Here is a 15644-nt window from a genome sequence, read left to right as displayed (position 1 = left end):
TGGATAGCGGCACGCTCAGCCTACACGCTATCAAGCGTGTAAACTACTGGCGATTATCGCATTTCATCTCACCTGCCGGATTCCGATGTCTACCTCACTGCCTCCTTTTGAAACCAGCCAAAGTGCGCCGATCGACCTGCGCCGGGTACGCCAGTTGTTTGCCCAGCCTGCGCTGGTGCGTGAATCCGAATTCATGCGCCGTGAAATCTCAAGCCGAATGCATGAACGTCTTGCTCTGGTGAAACTGACCCCGCAGCGGGTGCTGGATGCCGGTTGCGGCGCCGGCCCGGATATATATACGCTGCAGCAGCGCTTCAGCGAAGCCGCCGTTATCGGGCTGGATGCATCCTCCGCCATGTTGTCGATAGCAAAAGAGCAACGCCAGACTGCGCAGCTGTCGGTCAATCGCCTGTTAAAGAAGTGGTTGCCGTTTACCGGCAATAGCGATGAGCTGGCGTCTGACCTGCTATGCGGCGACTTTGCCCAGCTGCCGCTGGCGCCGAACACGATCGACCTGGTCTGGTCCAACCTGGCCCTGCACTGGCATCCGCAGCCGGATCGGGTTTTCGCCGAGTGGCGGCGCATATTAAGGGTGGATGGCTTGCTGATGTTTTCCTGCTTTGGTCCCGACACGTTTAAGGAATTGCGCAATGCGTTTGCCGGCATCGATGGCGGCGCACACGTCCTGCCTTTCGTCGACATGCATGATTTTGGCGACATGCTGGTCAATGCCGGCTTCTCGACGCCGGTCATGGACATGGAAACCATCACGGTTACCTATGGCACTGTGGAGAAACTGCTGGCCGACGTCCGCGCCTGGGGCGGCAATCCGCTGGCGACGCGCGGCCGCGGCTTGCTGGGGCGCGCCGCCGGAGCCCGCATCAAGGCCGCACTGGAAGCCAGGCGCCGGCCGGACGGCAAGTTGCCGCTCACTTTTGAAATCATCTATGGCCATGCATTCCGGCCCGTACCTAAAACCACCAGTGGCGGCGAGTCCATCGTGCAGTGGAATTTGGGTAAAAACAGATAAATGAAAATATATTTAACAAAGTACTTGCAGGGAAGAATGAGGGTTGCTATAGTTCGCCTCCCGTTGAGAACGACGCGAAATTACCGAGACAGCGAAGAGAAGTTAGAGCTGTTTTGTAAGTGGAGTTTGAGAGGGGAAAAGTAGGTTTGAGGGTGATGTGGGCAGGTAAAAGTTTTTCGGTAAGTAGTAAAAAAGTAGTTGACGAAAAGCTGGAAACACCACATAATCTCATCTCTCTGCTGCTGACAAACAAAACGATTTGTTGGTGCCGCGAACTGAAGTGCTGGTGACGCGAAGTAGACGGTTCTTTAACAATTAACAGTCGATAAGTGTGGGCGTTTGATGGAAGTGCAGCGTCATTCATGTAAATGGGTGGCGTATAACTTAAAACATTAAATGTTCACAAAAGAAGAAAATAGGCGCTTTTGAAAGAAAGTGGCCTGTCAGTATTTTGAGTGAGCGATAGCAGAGATGCTAGGCAGCAATGCCACAAAACAGAGATTGAACTGAAGAGTTTGATCCTGGCTCAGATTGAACGCTGGCGGCATGCCTTACACATGCAAGTCGAACGGTAACAGGGAGCTTGCTCCGCTGACGAGTGGCGAACGGGTGAGTAATATATCGGAACGTACCTTTGAGTGGGGGATAACTAGTCGAAAGACTAGCTAATACCGCATACGATCTACGGATGAAAGTGGGGGCTCGCAAGACCTCATGCTCATAGAGCGGCCGATATCTGATTAGCTAGTTGGTGAGGTAAAGGCTCACCAAGGCATCGATCAGTAGCTGGTCTGAGAGGACGACCAGCCACACTGGGACTGAGACACGGCCCAGACTCCTACGGGAGGCAGCAGTGGGGAATTTTGGACAATGGGGGCAACCCTGATCCAGCAATGCCGCGTGAGTGAAGAAGGCCTTCGGGTTGTAAAGCTCTTTTGTCAGGGAAGAAACGGGGGATCCTAATACGGTCCCCTAATGACGGTACCTGAAGAATAAGCACCGGCTAACTACGTGCCAGCAGCCGCGGTAATACGTAGGGTGCAAGCGTTAATCGGAATTACTGGGCGTAAAGCGTGCGCAGGCGGTTTTGTAAGACAGGTGTGAAATCCCCGGGCTTAACCTGGGAATGGCATTTGTGACTGCAAGGCTAGAGTGTGTCAGAGGGGGGTAGAATTCCACGTGTAGCAGTGAAATGCGTAGAGATGTGGAGGAATACCGATGGCGAAGGCAGCCCCCTGGGATAACACTGACGCTCATGCACGAAAGCGTGGGGAGCAAACAGGATTAGATACCCTGGTAGTCCACGCCCTAAACGATGTCTACTAGTTGTCGGGTCTTAATTGACTTGGTAACGCAGCTAACGCGTGAAGTAGACCGCCTGGGGAGTACGGTCGCAAGATTAAAACTCAAAGGAATTGACGGGGACCCGCACAAGCGGTGGATGATGTGGATTAATTCGATGCAACGCGAAAAACCTTACCTACCCTTGACATGTACAGAATCCCGAAGAGATTTGGGAGTGTTCGAAAGAAAGCTGTAACACAGGTGCTGCATGGCTGTCGTCAGCTCGTGTCGTGAGATGTTGGGTTAAGTCCCGCAACGAGCGCAACCCTTGTCATTAGTTGCTACGAAAGGGCACTCTAATGAGACTGCCGGTGACAAACCGGAGGAAGGTGGGGATGACGTCAAGTCCTCATGGCCCTTATGGGTAGGGCTTCACACGTCATACAATGGTACATACAGAGGGCCGCCAACCCGCGAGGGGGAGCTAATCCCAGAAAGTGTATCGTAGTCCGGATTGTAGTCTGCAACTCGACTACATGAAGTTGGAATCGCTAGTAATCGCGGATCAGCATGTCGCGGTGAATACGTTCCCGGGTCTTGTACACACCGCCCGTCACACCATGGGAGCGGGTTTTACCAGAAGTAGGTAGCCTAACCGTAAGGAGGGCGCTTACCACGGTAGGATTCGTGACTGGGGTGAAGTCGTAACAAGGTAGCCGTATCGGAAGGTGCGGCTGGATCACCTCCTTTCTAGAGTTTGCATGAAAGTTAAGCGTCCACACTTATCGTCTGTTAGTTAAGAAGAACAGGTATCGGTCAAAGGCTGTTGCGTAGAGATACGCGATAGTTGATGGTAGGCTCGTACTGATCCAAGCGGGTCTGTAGCTCAGTTGGTTAGAGCACCGTGTTGATAACGCGGGGGTCGTTGGTTCGAGCCCAACCAGACCCACCAAAGATTTCCGGGGGTTTAGCTCAGCTGGGAGAGCACCTGCTTTGCAAGCAGGGGGTCGTCGGTTCGATCCCGTCAACCTCCACCAAGTTTCCTTGGTGAGAATCGTGAAATATCAAACCTAAGTCGGTGCGAAGGATAGGCACTGGGATTTAGGTTTGGTCTTTTTAAGATCAAAAGCAATAACTGTTCTTTAACAATTTAGAAGAAGTAGTAAAGATTCGTCCATGACAAGACATTGTTGTGGATGGGTATGATTGTATCAAATCAAAAAGTATGTAAAGAGTTCTCAAAAGAGTCCATGGGCGCAAGCTGCATGGACATGCGAAAACACTTTGGATACGGCAAACGCTAAACTCATAGAAATACCTCTATAACCGCTTTTTGGGTGTGAACGCACTCAGAGGCTAAAGTTATAGGGACAAGTGAATAAGTGCACATGGTGGATGCCTTGGCGATATCAGGCGATGAAGGACGTAGTAGCTTGCGATAAGCTGCGGGGAGCTAGCAAACAAGCTTTGATCCGCAGATTTCCGAATGGGGAAACCCGGCCCTAGTGGTCATTGCATACTGAATACATAGGTATGCAAAGCGAACGCGGCGAACTGAAACATCTAAGTAGCTGCAGGAAAAGAAATCAACCGAGATTCCCAAAGTAGTGGCGAGCGAAATGGGAACAGCCGCAAGTTTTAGCAGTGGACATAGTAGAACGACTTGGAAACGTCGGCCATAGAGGGTGATAGCCCCTTATACGAAATGATCATTGTGGAACTAAGCTTGCAACAAGTAGGGCGGGACACGTGTAATCCTGTCTGAACATGGGGGGACCATCCTCCAAGGCTAAATACTCGATATCGACCGATAGTGAACCAGTACCGTGAGGGAAAGGCGAAAAGAACCCCGGAAGGGGAGTGAAATAGATCCTGAAACCGTGTGCATACAAACAGTAGGAGCGGACTTGTTCCGTGACTGCGTACCTTTTGTATAATGGGTCAGCGACTTACATTCAGTGGCAAGCTTAACCGTATAGGGAAGGCGTAGAGAAATCGAGTCCGAATAGGGCGTTCAGTCGCTGGGTGTAGACCCGAAACCAAGTGATCTACTCATGGCCAGGATGAAGGTGCGGTAACACGCACTGGAGGTCCGAACCCACTAATGTTGAAAAATTAGGGGATGAGCTGTGGGTAGGGGTGAAAGGCTAAACAAACTTGGAAATAGCTGGTTCTCTCCGAAAACTATTTAGGTAGTGCCTCAAGTATCACCATCGGGGGTAGAGCACTGTTATGGCTAGGGGGTCATCGAGACTTACCAAACCATTGCAAACTCCGAATACCGATGAGTGCGAGCTTGGGAGACAGACGCCGGGTGCTAACGTCCGACGTCAAGAGGGAAACAACCCAGACCGCCAGCTAAGGTCCCAAAGATTGGCTAAGTGGCAAACGAAGTGGGAAGGCTAAAACAGTCAGGAGGTTGGCTTAGAAGCAGCCATCCTTTAAAGAAAGCGTAATAGCTCACTGATCGAGTCGTCCTGCGCGGAAGATGTAACGGGGCTAAGCCAGTCACCGAAGCTGCGGATATCAATTTATTGATATGGTAGGAGAGCGTTCTGTAAGCCTGCGAAGGTGTCTTGTAAAGGATGCTGGAGGTATCAGAAGTGCGAATGCTGACATGAGTAGCGATAATGGGGGTGAAAAGCCCCCACGCCGTAAGCCCAAGGTTTCCTGTTCAACGTTCATCGGAGCAGGGTGAGTCGGCCCCTAAGGCGAGGCAGAGATGCGTAGCTGATGGGAAGCAGGTTAATATTCCTGCACCGTCGTGTGATGCGATGGGGGGACGGATCGCGGAAGGTTGTCCGGGTGTTGGAAGTCCCGGTTCCTATATCAGAGAAGGCTGTTAGGCAAATCCGGCAGCGTAATTCAAGGGTATGGGACGAGCCAATTTATTGGTGAAGCAATCGGAAGTGGTTCCAAGAAAAGCCTCTAAGCTTCAGTCACACGAGACCGTACCGCAAACCGACACAGGTGGGCGAGATGAGTATTCTAAGGCGCTTGAGAGAACTCGGGAGAAGGAACTCGGCAAATTTGTACCGTAACTTCGGGATAAGGTACGCCCATGTAGTTTGACTGGCCTGCGCCAGAAGGACGAAAGGGCTGCAATAAAAAGGTGGCTGCGACTGTTTAATAAAAACACAGCACTCTGCAAACACGAAAGTGGACGTATAGGGTGTGACGCCTGCCCGGTGCTGGAAGATTAAATGATGGGGTGCAAGCTCTTGATTGAAGTCCCAGTAAACGGCGGCCGTAACTATAACGGTCCTAAGGTAGCGAAATTCCTTGTCGGGTAAGTTCCGACCTGCACGAATGGCGTAACGATGGCCACACTGTCTCCTCCCGAGACTCAGCGAAGTTGAAATGTTTGTGATGATGCAATCTACCCGCGGCTAGACGGAAAGACCCCATGAACCTTTACTGTAGCTTTGCATTGGACTTTGAACCAATCTGTGTAGGATAGGTGGGAGGCTTTGAAGCGGGGACGCTAGTTCTCGTGGAGCCAACCTTGAAATACCACCCTGGTTTGTTTGAGGTTCTAACCTTGGTCCGTTATCCGGATCGGGGACAGTGCATGGTAGGCAGTTTGACTGGGGCGGTCTCCTCCCAAAGTGTAACGGAGGAGTTCGAAGGTACGCTAGGTACGGTCGGACATCGTGCTAATAGTGCAATGGCATAAGCGTGCTTAACTGCGAGACTGACAAGTCGAGCAGGTACGAAAGTAGGACATAGTGATCCGGTGGTTCTGTATGGAAGGGCCATCGCTCAACGGATAAAAGGTACTCTGGGGATAACAGGCTGATTCCTCCCAAGAGTTCATATCGACGGGGGAGTTTGGCACCTCGATGTCGGCTCATCACATCCTGGGGCTGTAGCCGGTCCCAAGGGTATGGCTGTTCGCCATTTAAAGTGGTACGTGAGCTGGGTTTAAAACGTCGTGAGACAGTTTGGTCCCTATCTGCCGTGGGCGTTGGAAATTTGAAGGGGCTGCTCCTAGTACGAGAGGACCGGAGTGGACGAACCTCTGGTGTACCGGTTGTCACGCCAGTGGCATTGCCGGGTAGCTAAGTTCGGAAGAGATAACCGCTGAAAGCATCTAAGCGGGAAACTTGCCTTAAGATGATATTTCCCGGGAACTAGATTCCCCTAAAGGGTCGTTCGAGACCAGGACGTTGATAGGTCAGGTGTGGAAGCGTAGTAATACGTTAAGCTAACTGATACTAATTGCCCGTGAGGCTTGTCCCTATAACCTTAGCAGGTTATATGATGAGCTTATTTGTTTGCCAAGATTCGAAAGAATCGTTTGGACACTCATACCCAACCGGACTCACTCACCCTAGTGAGTTCGGTATAAAAAACTACTTCTTCTAAATTGCGTTCTTTGTTGCTCCAATCGGAGAACAAAAACGATACAAGTTATGCCTGATGACCATAGCGAGTTGGTACCACCCCTTCCCATCCCGAACAGGACCGTGAAACGACTTTGCGCCGATGATAGTGCTGCAACCAGTGTGAAAGTAGGTCATCGTCAGGCTTTTATTAAAAAACCCTCTGCTCTTACCAGCAGAGGGTTTTTGCTTTGGGACGACGGTTTGTGGCCATGTGTGCGATACCGTCGCTCTTCGTATTACTTCAATCAACTACCCTCAATCATCCGGCGAAAAAAAAGCCGGTCAGCTTGCGCAACCGGCCTTCTAGCATCTGGATCAAAAACTGGCTTAGAACGGATAAGCTACCCGCAGCACAGCAAAGTTTGCACCGCTGTTTGGCTTCTTGATGCCGCCATTGGAGAAATGCTGCAGCTTGAGGCCGATATCCAGGCCGTTGCTGAACACATAACCAGTGCCGATATGGTCGCCAAACTCGAAAGCGGTGGAAAAACGGCGGCTGTTGTTGTCATACAGGTGCGACATCAGATGCACGCCGATGCCGGCTTCTCCATACAAGCCCTTTTTATCGTTGGCCTGGAAACGGAACACCGGCGTGAAGCCGATATCGGTCAGGTTTTTCTTCTGGCCGGGAATATTCTGGTACTGGTTCTGGCGGAATTCAGCCAGGCTCAAGTCCCAGTAGCCGCCGAGTTGCGTGCTGCTGCCTTGCCACAAGGCCGTGTTCCAGTTCCATTGCGCGGCAACCCGAGCCAGCTGGCTCTTGTTCCCGGTGCCGAGTTCGAAGGATGCGGAGTCCACGGCAAAGCTGGTTGAGTGAACGCCAGCCAGCAGGCCGGCTGCAGCCAAGAGTTTGAGTCCGGTATGTTTTTTTTGCATGAAAGACTTTCGAACGTAAAAATAAAAAAGCGAAACAAGTCGTCGCCATATTCAGATGAAAGGCGGCGCTGACCGCATATGCAACTCCCCGCGGCGCGCAGCTACAGCCCTAAAGAATAGTCGAAAACCGGGATTGTTGCCGAACTACGGGCAATTCCTGTCGTAAAACTGTGAATTCTTGTCCCGCATCAGGCAATATAAGCTGGCTCAATCCGGCCAGGCACGTCAACCCGCAGCGACAGGATGCAGCCGGATGCGGGATATTTTTCAAGTTCGGCAGCACTGCGCTTTTCACTCACGCTGGTGACATACAGCGTACGCAAATCGGCGCCGCCGAACGCCATCATGGTCGGGCAGCGTAGCGGCAAGATCACTTCCTGCAGCACCTCGCCTGCCGGTGTTAAACGCAACAGCCTGCCGCCCTCATACATCGCGCACCAATAGGCATCTTCGCTATCAACCGCAGCGCCGTCGGGACGGCCGCCATAGTCAGGAGCACTCTTGTCCATGGCGAACTGCTTCAGCACCCGGCCAGCGCCGATTACTCCATTCTCCAGATCGAATTCATAGCTGCAGATCCGGTGCGCCGTGGTGTCGCTGTGATAAAGCGTACGGCCGTCGCCGCTGAAGCCGAGGCCGTTGGACACTGTCACCGGATTGCCTGCGGGCCGTATGCTATCTTTTTCGATGGTGTACAACTGGGCGCCGGCGTGGTCGCGCGGTTCGTAGATGGTGCCGGCCCAGAAGCGCCCGGCGGCGTCGCAACGGCCATCGTTAAACCGCGCGGTGGCAGTGTCGTAAGGCGCATCGGCGATATGGGTGAGCTCGCCGCTGTCGGTATTCAGGTGGACCACGCCAGTACGCATGGCGACGACCAGGCCGCCGCCGGCATGGTGGCCGATGCAGCCAGGTTCGGCAGGCAGCTGCCACATGGCGTGGACGCCGTCGGCAGGGCGCAGCCGGTGCACCTGCATGGCCGAGATGTCGACCCAGTACAGCGCAGCTTCGCCGGCATGCCACAGCGGGCACTCGCCTAATTGCATGGGCTGGTCGTAGGCGATTTCAATTTGATTCATGAGTTTGATGATGGAAAAAGGCAGGATGGATCGGGACACGAACGAAAACGGCTGCCCTGGCGCCAGGGCCGGGGCAGCGCGGCAACTACATCTTCTTCAGATAAGTTTCCGCGAGATTGACCCAGTAGCTGGCGCCGATCGGCAGCAGATCGTCGTTGAAATCGTAGCTGGCGTTATGCAGGTTGCAGGGACCGAGGCCATGGCCGCCATCCCTGTGAGCGCCTTCGCCGTTGCCGATGAAGACATAACAGCCAGGCTTGTTCTGCAGCATGAAGGCAAAATCCTCCGCACCCATGGTGGGTTCTACCTGTGGATTGACATTGCCGTTGCCGACCATCGCCTGCAGCACCTCGACTACAAACGCAGTCTCCTTGGCGTGGTTCACCAGCGGCGGATAATTGCGGTGGAATTTGAACTCGATTTCGGCGCCGAAAGCAGCAGCGGTATGCTGCGCGATTTCCCGCATGCGCGTTTCGATCACATCCAGCACCGCCACTGAAAAAGTGCGCACGGTGCCGATCAGCGTCGCTTCGTCGGGAATCACATTGGTGGCGCTGCCGCTATGGATCTGCGTCACCGACAGGACCGCCGGATCGTTCGGATTGATATTGCGCGAGACGATGGTTTGCCAGCTCTGCGCTATCTGTACCGCGACCATGACGGGGTCTATGCTTTTATGCGGCTGCGCGGCATGCGAGCCCTTGCCTTTGATGATCACCTCAAACTCATTGCTGGAAGCCATCATCGGACCCGGCGTTACGCCGAAGCTGCCGGCCGGCATGCCCGGCCAGTTATGCATGCCGAACACCGCTTCCATCGGATACTGCTCGAACAGGCCGTCGTCGATCATGCGCTGCGCGCCGCCGCCGCCTTCTTCCGCCGGCTGGAAAATCAGATATACGGTGCCATCGAAATTGCGGTGCTGCGCCAGGTGATGGGCCGCGCCAAGCAGCATCGCCGTGTGGCCATCATGTCCACAAGCGTGCATCTTGCCCTGATGTTGGGAGGCATGCGGAAAGGTATTCAATTCCTGCATCGGCAAGGCGTCCATATCGGCGCGCAGGCCGATGGCGCGGTTGCTGCTGCCATTTTTCACGATGCCGACCACGCCGGTGATGCCGAGGCCGCGCACTATCGGAATCTGCCATTCGGTAAGTTTGCGGGCGACCACATCGGAGGTCCGCTTTTCTTCGTAGTTGAGTTCGGGATGTGCGTGCAGATCTCGTCGGATTGCCTGCAATTCTGCCTGGAAGGCGATAATGGGATCGATCAAATTCATGTTGTGCTCCTGATATGTGGCACGCCTTTTGCCTACAAAAATGGTGAATGGCGTAACGTCCAGAATGTGTATATTACGCCTACACGGTCCGTCGGTGTTCATTCACAGGAGAGCATTATGCGTCTGATGTCATGGCCAAGAATGGGATTGCGTGTATTACTGGCGGCTTCCTGCCTGCTGTTGTTTGCCTCCGCGGCGCCTCCTGCCGCGGCGCAGGAATTCAAACTGGCGATGAGTTCTCCGCCGACTTCGATGGATCCCCACTTCTATAATTTGTTTCCCAACATCAACGTTTCCGACCACATCTTCGAGCAGCTGGTGGCGATGGATGCCGACAGCCACATCATTCCTGCGCTGGCCGAATCCTGGACCCTGGTAAATAACCTGACCTGGGAATTCAAGCTGCGCAAAGGCGCCAAGTTCCACGACGGCAGCCCGCTGACGGCGGAAGACGTCGCCTGGTCGCTGGACCGGCCGGCCACTATCGTCGGCAGCCCGGGAAAATTCGACACCTATACCAAAGCCATCATCAACAAGAAAATCATCGACCCCTACACTATCCAGCTTACGACCAGAGAGCCGTATCCCTTGCTGCTGGCTGACCTGACTTCGATCTACATCGTGTCGAAGAAAGCGACGCAGGGCCTGAGCAGCGACGACTTCGCCAGCGGCAAGGGCATGATAGGCACCGGTCCTTTCAAGTTCGTCAGGTTCCAGCGCGACGACCGCATAGAACTGGAGCGCAATAACGATTACTGGGGCAAGAAGCCGGCCTGGAGCAAGGTCACCCTGCGTTTCATCCCGAACGATGCGACCCGCCTGGCGGCGCTGCTGGCCGGCGATGTGCAGGCCATCGAAAACGTGCCGACGCCGGACCTGGCGAAAGTCCGTGCGGACAAGAACCTGAGTTTTTATTCCAAGGTGTCGCATCGCGTGATTTACCTGTACCCGGATACCCGTCGCGAGAAATCGCCGTTCGTCACCGACAAGGACGGCCAGCCGCTGGACAAGAATCCGTTGATGGACGTGCGCGTGCGCCGCGCATTGTCGATCGCCATCAACCGCGATGCGATTCGCGACCGGATCATGGAGGGCTTGTCCGAACCGACCATCAACCTGGTGCCGGCGGCCTTGTTCGGCCACAATCCGAATCTCAAGCCGCCCAAATACGATCCCGAAGCGGCCAAAAAACTGCTGGCGGAGGCAGGATATCCCAACGGTTTCGGCCTCACCATGCATACGCCGAACAACCGTTACATCAATGATGAAAAAATCGCGCAAACCATCGCCCAGATGTGGTCGCGCATCGGCATTGCCACCAAGGTCGAGGGTGCGCCGATGTCGGTGTATGCGGCGCGCGGCGCCAAGAGCGAATATTCGATCGGCTTGCTGGGCTGGGGCGCGCAGACCGGCGAAGTGTCGTCGCCGCTGCGGGCCATGGTGGCTTGCGACAATCCGGCCAAAGGCATGGGCGCGGTCAACTGGCTGAAATACTGCAACCCGAAAATGGACGCGCTGCTGGCCAAAGCCCTGAACAGCGTCGACGACAAGGAGCGTTCCAGCCTGTTGCAGCAAGCCACGGCAATCGTCATCGATGACGGCGGCGTGATCCCGATTCACCAGCAAGTGACCACGTGGGCCACAAAAAAAGGTATCGTATATGTCCCGCGCACCGATGAGCGTACCCACGCTTACCAGTTCTACCCGCAGTAAAGCGGGTGGAATCGCGCGTACATCCGCTCACCGAGGTGGCGAGCGGATTTTTTATGGAAGAATCTAGGATAAACGATGCTGGCTTTTATTATCCGCCGCGTATTGCAAAGCCTGGTTGTGCTGCTGGTGATGTCGTTGCTGGTGTTTGTCGGAGTGTATGCGATCGGCAATCCGATCGACGTGCTGATCAGTCCCGACGCCGACCAGATAGAACGCGCCAAGGTGATCGTCGCCTTCGGCCTCGACAAGCCGCTCTGGCTGCAGTATTTCATCTTCCTGAAGAACGCGGCCGGCGGCGACCTGGGCCGCTCGTTTGCCTATTCGACGCCGGCCCTGACACTGATTTTCGAGCGCATGCCTGCCACGCTGGAACTGTCGTCGGCAGCGATCCTGCTGTCTGTCGTGCTGGGACTGCCGCTGGGCCTGCTTGCAGGCCTGAGGCCAAACGGCCTGATCGGAAAAACCATCATGGCGGCGTCGATCCTGGGCTTCTCGTTGCCGACATTCTGGGTCGGCCTGATGCTGATCATGGTGTTCGCGGTGCAGCTGGGCTGGCTGCCGACCAGCGGCCGCGGCGAGACGCAATTGCTGTTCGGGGTGCCGGTCAGCTTCCTGAGCTGGGACGGCCTGCGCCATTTGCTGATGCCGGCTTTCAACCTGGCCTTGTTCAACATCGCCCTGGTGATCAGGCTGACGCGTTCCGGCGCCCAGGAGGCGCTGATGCAGGACTATGTCAAATTCGCCCGCGCCAAGGGCTTGCGCAACAGCCGCATTATCGGCGTCCATGTCCTGAAAAATATCCTGATTCCTATCGTCACCGTGGTGGCGCTGCAGTTCGGTTCGGTGATTGCCTTTTCCATCGTCACCGAGACGGTGTTTGCCTGGCCCGGCATGGGCAAGCTGATCATCGATTCGATCCGTGTGCTGGACCGGCCGGTGATCGTCGCTTACCTGCTGCTGATCGTCACCATTTTCATCCTGATCAACCTGGTGGTGGACATGCTGTACTCCTTGCTCGATCCACGCGTGCGCCTGGCAGAAAGCAAAGGCTGAGATGGAACTGACACCAATGTCCAATGCGGCGGAAACGCCCTGGCAACGTTTTGTCCGCAATTTTTTTGGCAGCAGGATTGCCGCTGCAGGATTCGTGCTGCTGGTGCTGATTGTGCTGGCGGCGATATTCGCGCCCGTCATCTCACCCCAGAATCCCTACGACCTTGCCAAGCTGGATGTGATGGATTCGCGCCTGGAGCCGGGCCAGGCATCGGTCGACGGCAGCATGACCTACCTGCTTGGCACCGACGACCAGGGCCGCGACATGCTGTCGGCTATCCTGTACGGCATACGCATCTCGGTGATGGTCGGTGTGGTCAGCACCTGCATCGCGCTGTCGCTGGGCCTGTCGCTTGGGCTGCTTGCCGGTTATGCAGGCGGCCGCATCGAAGCCTTCATCATGCGGGTCGCGGATATCCAGTTGTCGTTCCCGCCCATCCTGATCGCATTGATTTTATTGGCGCTGACCGGGCGCGGCATCGACAAGATCATCATCGCGCTGGTGGCGGTGCAATGGGCTTATTACGCGCGCACCACACGCAGCGCGGCGCTGGTGGAGCGCAAGAAGGAATACATCGAAGCGGCGACCGCGCTCGGCCTGTCGCCGCTGCGCATCATGTTCCGCCATCTGCTGCCTAACTGCCTGCCGCCGCTGATCGTGGTGGCCGCCCTGCAAGTGGCATCGGCGATTTCGCTGGAAGCGACCTTGTCTTTCCTCGGCCTCGGATTGCCGATCACCGAACCCTCGCTTGGTTTGCTGATCGCCAATGGCTTTCAATACCTGTTGTCCGGAAAATACTGGATCAGCGTGTTTCCCGGCATCGCCCTGCTGGTGACCGTGGTGACCATCAACCTGGTGGCGGACCAGTTGCGCGATGTGCTCAACCCGCGCTTGCAAACGCAATAGGCTCGATATGGACACGACACTTACCGTCAATAACCTGCAGACCCAGTTTGCCACCCGCGCCGGCCTGGTCAAGGCGGTCGACCAGGTCTCGTTCTCGGTCAAGCGCGGCGAGATCATGGGCCTGGTCGGAGAATCCGGATCGGGAAAATCGATGACCGGCTATTCCATCATGGGCCTGGTCGACGCGCCGGGAAAGATCGTCGCCGGCGAGATCCTGCTGCAAGGCAAAGATCTGCGCAGCTTGCCGGCGGAAGCCATGCGCAAGATCCGCGGCAACCGGATCGCCATGATTTTCCAGGATCCGATGATGACCTTGAATCCGGTGCTGCGCATCGATACCCAGATGATGGAAGCAGTGCGCGCGCACCAGGATGTGAGTCGGATGGTGGCGCGCGAGATGTCGCGCGAAGCGCTGGTGCGGGTCGGCATTCCATCGCCGGATGAACGCCTGCAGGCATATCCGCATCAGTTTTCCGGCGGCATGCGGCAACGGGTGGCGATTGCGATCGCCTTGCTCAACCAGCCCGACCTGATCATCTGCGACGAGCCGACCACTGCGCTGGATGTGACGATACAAGGGCAGATACTGTACGAGATGCAGAAACTGTGCCGCGAGTCCGGCACGGCCCTGATCTGGATCACCCACGACCTGTCAGTGGTGGCCGGGCTGGCCGATACGGTATCGGTAATGTACGCCGGCCGCATCGTCGAAAGCGGCACGGTGCAGCAGGTGCTGGAGCATCCGCGCCATCCCTACACCCATGGCCTGATCGCATCGGCGCCGTCGCGCAACCCGCGCGGCCAGCCGCTGCAGCAAATTCCCGGCATGACGCCGTCGCTGCTGAACCTGCCGGAAGGTTGCGCATTCCGCACGCGTTGTGGGCATGCCACGGTTGAATGCCAGCAGACGCCGCAGTTGCGCGAAGTGGAGCAGCGCATGCTGCGTTGCTACCATCCATTGCGGGACAGCGTGGCGGAGGTGGCGTCATGAGCCAGGCCGTCGACAACAATATGGCGCAACCGCCATCCGCTCCCAACCTGCTGGAACTGCAGGCGGTCAGCAAGCAGTTCGTCAAGAGACTCGACAGCGCGGCCAGGATCGCCAACCTGTTGGGCGCCGGCATGCAGCAGGAAGTGGTGCATGCGGTGGATGAGGTGAGCCTGGACATCAGGCGCGGTGAAGTAGTGGGATTGGTGGGGGAATCCGGCTGCGGTAAATCGACGCTGGGGCGGATGGCGGTCGGCTTGCATAGCCTGACTGCCGGCACGCGCTTGTGGAAAGGACAGTCACTGGAGCAGTTGGACGTTGCAGAAAGACGCAAGAAGCAGCTGGCGATCCAGATGATTTTCCAGGATCCCTATGCCTCGTTGAATCCGCGCATGCGGGTGCAGGATATCGTCGGCGAAGCGCCGCTGGTGCATGGTTTGGTCGATGCGCAGCAACAGCGCGAGTATGTCGAAAGCCTGCTGCAGCGGGTCGGGCTGGACGGCGCCATGCTGCGCCGTTTCCCGCATCAGTTCTCCGGCGGCCAGCGGGCCCGTGTGGGCATTGCGCGCGCGCTCGCGGTCAAGCCGGAATTCTTGGTCTGCGACGAAGCGGTGGCGGCGCTGGATGTATCGATCCAGGCCCAGGTGCTGAACCTGTTCATCAAGCTGCGCGACGAACTGGACCTGACATACTTGTTCATCAGCCATGATCTGGGCGTGGTGCGGCATTTGTCAGACCGGGTGGTGATCATGTATCTTGGGCGTATCGTCGAGTCGGCTTCTGCCGATACGGTATTTGCCCGCGCCAATCATCCGTATACCCAGGCGCTGCTGGCATCGGCGCCCAAGCTGGAAGTCCGGCGCACGGAATTTTTTGCGGTCAAGGGAGAAATCCCGTCGCCGCTGCATCCGCCTCCGGGCTGTCATTTTCATCCGCGCTGTCCGCATGCAATGCCGCGCTGCAAAGTAGAAAAGCCGGCATTAAAAGAAGTCAGCGCCAAACATTTTTCCGCCTGCCATCTCAATGATGGACTGGCATAAAGGACAGTAT

Annotated in this window: 9 protein-coding genes, 2 tRNA genes and 3 rRNA genes; 11 read left to right on the top strand and 3 right to left on the bottom strand. The window is 55.9% G+C overall.

Annotated features, from left to right (window positions below; genetic code table 11):
- Window positions 1–85 precede the first annotated feature (85 nt).
- From CFter6_RS22415 to rrf, 6 genes are all read left to right on the top strand, one after another.
- Window positions 86–1030 (top strand): methyltransferase domain-containing protein, encoded by a 945-nt coding sequence (locus CFter6_RS22415; RefSeq protein ID WP_061541777.1) that lies wholly within the window; start codon window positions 86–88, stop codon window positions 1028–1030.
- A gap of 503 nt (window positions 1031–1533) precedes the next feature.
- Window positions 1534–3064: ribosomal RNA gene (locus tag CFter6_RS22410) — 16S ribosomal RNA — on the top strand.
- 125 nt (window positions 3065–3189) lie between these two features.
- Window positions 3190–3266: transfer RNA gene (locus tag CFter6_RS22405), tRNA-Ile, on the top strand.
- 9 nt (window positions 3267–3275) lie between these two features.
- Window positions 3276–3351, top strand: a tRNA-Ala gene (locus CFter6_RS22400).
- 331 nt (window positions 3352–3682) lie between these two features.
- Window positions 3683–6556: ribosomal RNA gene (locus tag CFter6_RS22395) — 23S ribosomal RNA — on the top strand.
- A gap of 176 nt (window positions 6557–6732) precedes the next feature.
- A 5S ribosomal RNA gene (gene rrf, locus CFter6_RS22390) occupies window positions 6733–6845 on the top strand.
- Together the 16S, 23S and 5S rRNA genes with 2 tRNA genes alongside form the textbook arrangement of a ribosomal RNA operon.
- Window positions 6846–7029: 184 nt before the next feature.
- Here rrf and CFter6_RS22385 read toward each other — a convergent pair.
- The 3 genes from CFter6_RS22385 to CFter6_RS22375 form a co-directional block, all read right to left on the bottom strand.
- The gene (locus tag CFter6_RS22385) at window positions 7030–7578 is read right to left on the bottom strand and encodes an acyloxyacyl hydrolase (RefSeq protein WP_014007979.1); all 549 of its coding nucleotides are present in this window, start codon (window positions 7576–7578) and stop codon (window positions 7030–7032) included.
- Between the two features lie 188 nt (window positions 7579–7766).
- Window positions 7767–8654: an SMP-30/gluconolactonase/LRE family protein gene (locus CFter6_RS22380; protein WP_061541776.1), complete on the bottom strand. Its 888-nt coding sequence runs from the start codon at window positions 8652–8654 to the stop codon at window positions 7767–7769.
- Between the two features lie 85 nt (window positions 8655–8739).
- Complete coding sequence (locus CFter6_RS22375) at window positions 8740–9933, bottom strand: M20 aminoacylase family protein (RefSeq protein WP_061541775.1); 1194 nt, start codon at window positions 9931–9933, stop codon at window positions 8740–8742.
- 126 nt (window positions 9934–10059) lie between these two features.
- Between CFter6_RS22375 and CFter6_RS22370 the strand changes: the two genes are divergently transcribed.
- From CFter6_RS22370 to CFter6_RS22350, 5 genes are all read left to right on the top strand, one after another.
- On the top strand, window positions 10060–11646 hold the full coding sequence (locus tag CFter6_RS22370; RefSeq protein ID WP_417924815.1) for an ABC transporter substrate-binding protein: 1587 nt from the start codon (window positions 10060–10062) through the stop codon (window positions 11644–11646).
- Between the two features lie 75 nt (window positions 11647–11721).
- Window positions 11722–12699 carry an ABC transporter permease gene (locus tag CFter6_RS22365; RefSeq protein WP_061541773.1) on the top strand — a complete coding sequence of 326 codons (978 nt, stop codon included), beginning with the start codon at window positions 11722–11724 and terminating at the stop codon, window positions 12697–12699.
- Window position 12700: 1 nt separating this feature from the next.
- The gene (locus CFter6_RS22360; RefSeq protein WP_061541772.1) at window positions 12701–13606 is read left to right on the top strand and encodes an ABC transporter permease; all 906 of its coding nucleotides are present in this window, start codon (window positions 12701–12703) and stop codon (window positions 13604–13606) included.
- A 7-nt stretch (window positions 13607–13613) separates the two neighbouring features.
- Entirely contained in the window at window positions 13614–14597 is a 984-nt protein-coding gene (locus CFter6_RS22355; RefSeq protein ID WP_061541771.1) for an ABC transporter ATP-binding protein, read from the top strand.
- Window positions 14594–15634, top strand: coding sequence for an ABC transporter ATP-binding protein (locus CFter6_RS22350; RefSeq protein ID WP_061541770.1), 1041 nt, complete (start codon window positions 14594–14596; stop codon window positions 15632–15634). The genes CFter6_RS22355 and CFter6_RS22350 overlap by 4 nt, the downstream gene beginning before the upstream one ends.
- The last annotated feature ends 10 nt before the right edge of the window (window positions 15635–15644 follow it).

Source organism: Collimonas fungivorans (assembly GCF_001584145.1).
GTDB lineage: Bacteria > Pseudomonadota > Gammaproteobacteria > Burkholderiales > Burkholderiaceae_D > Collimonas > Collimonas fungivorans.
Note: the sequence above shows the minus strand (reverse complement) of the source record. Positions and strands in the feature narration are given on the sequence as shown.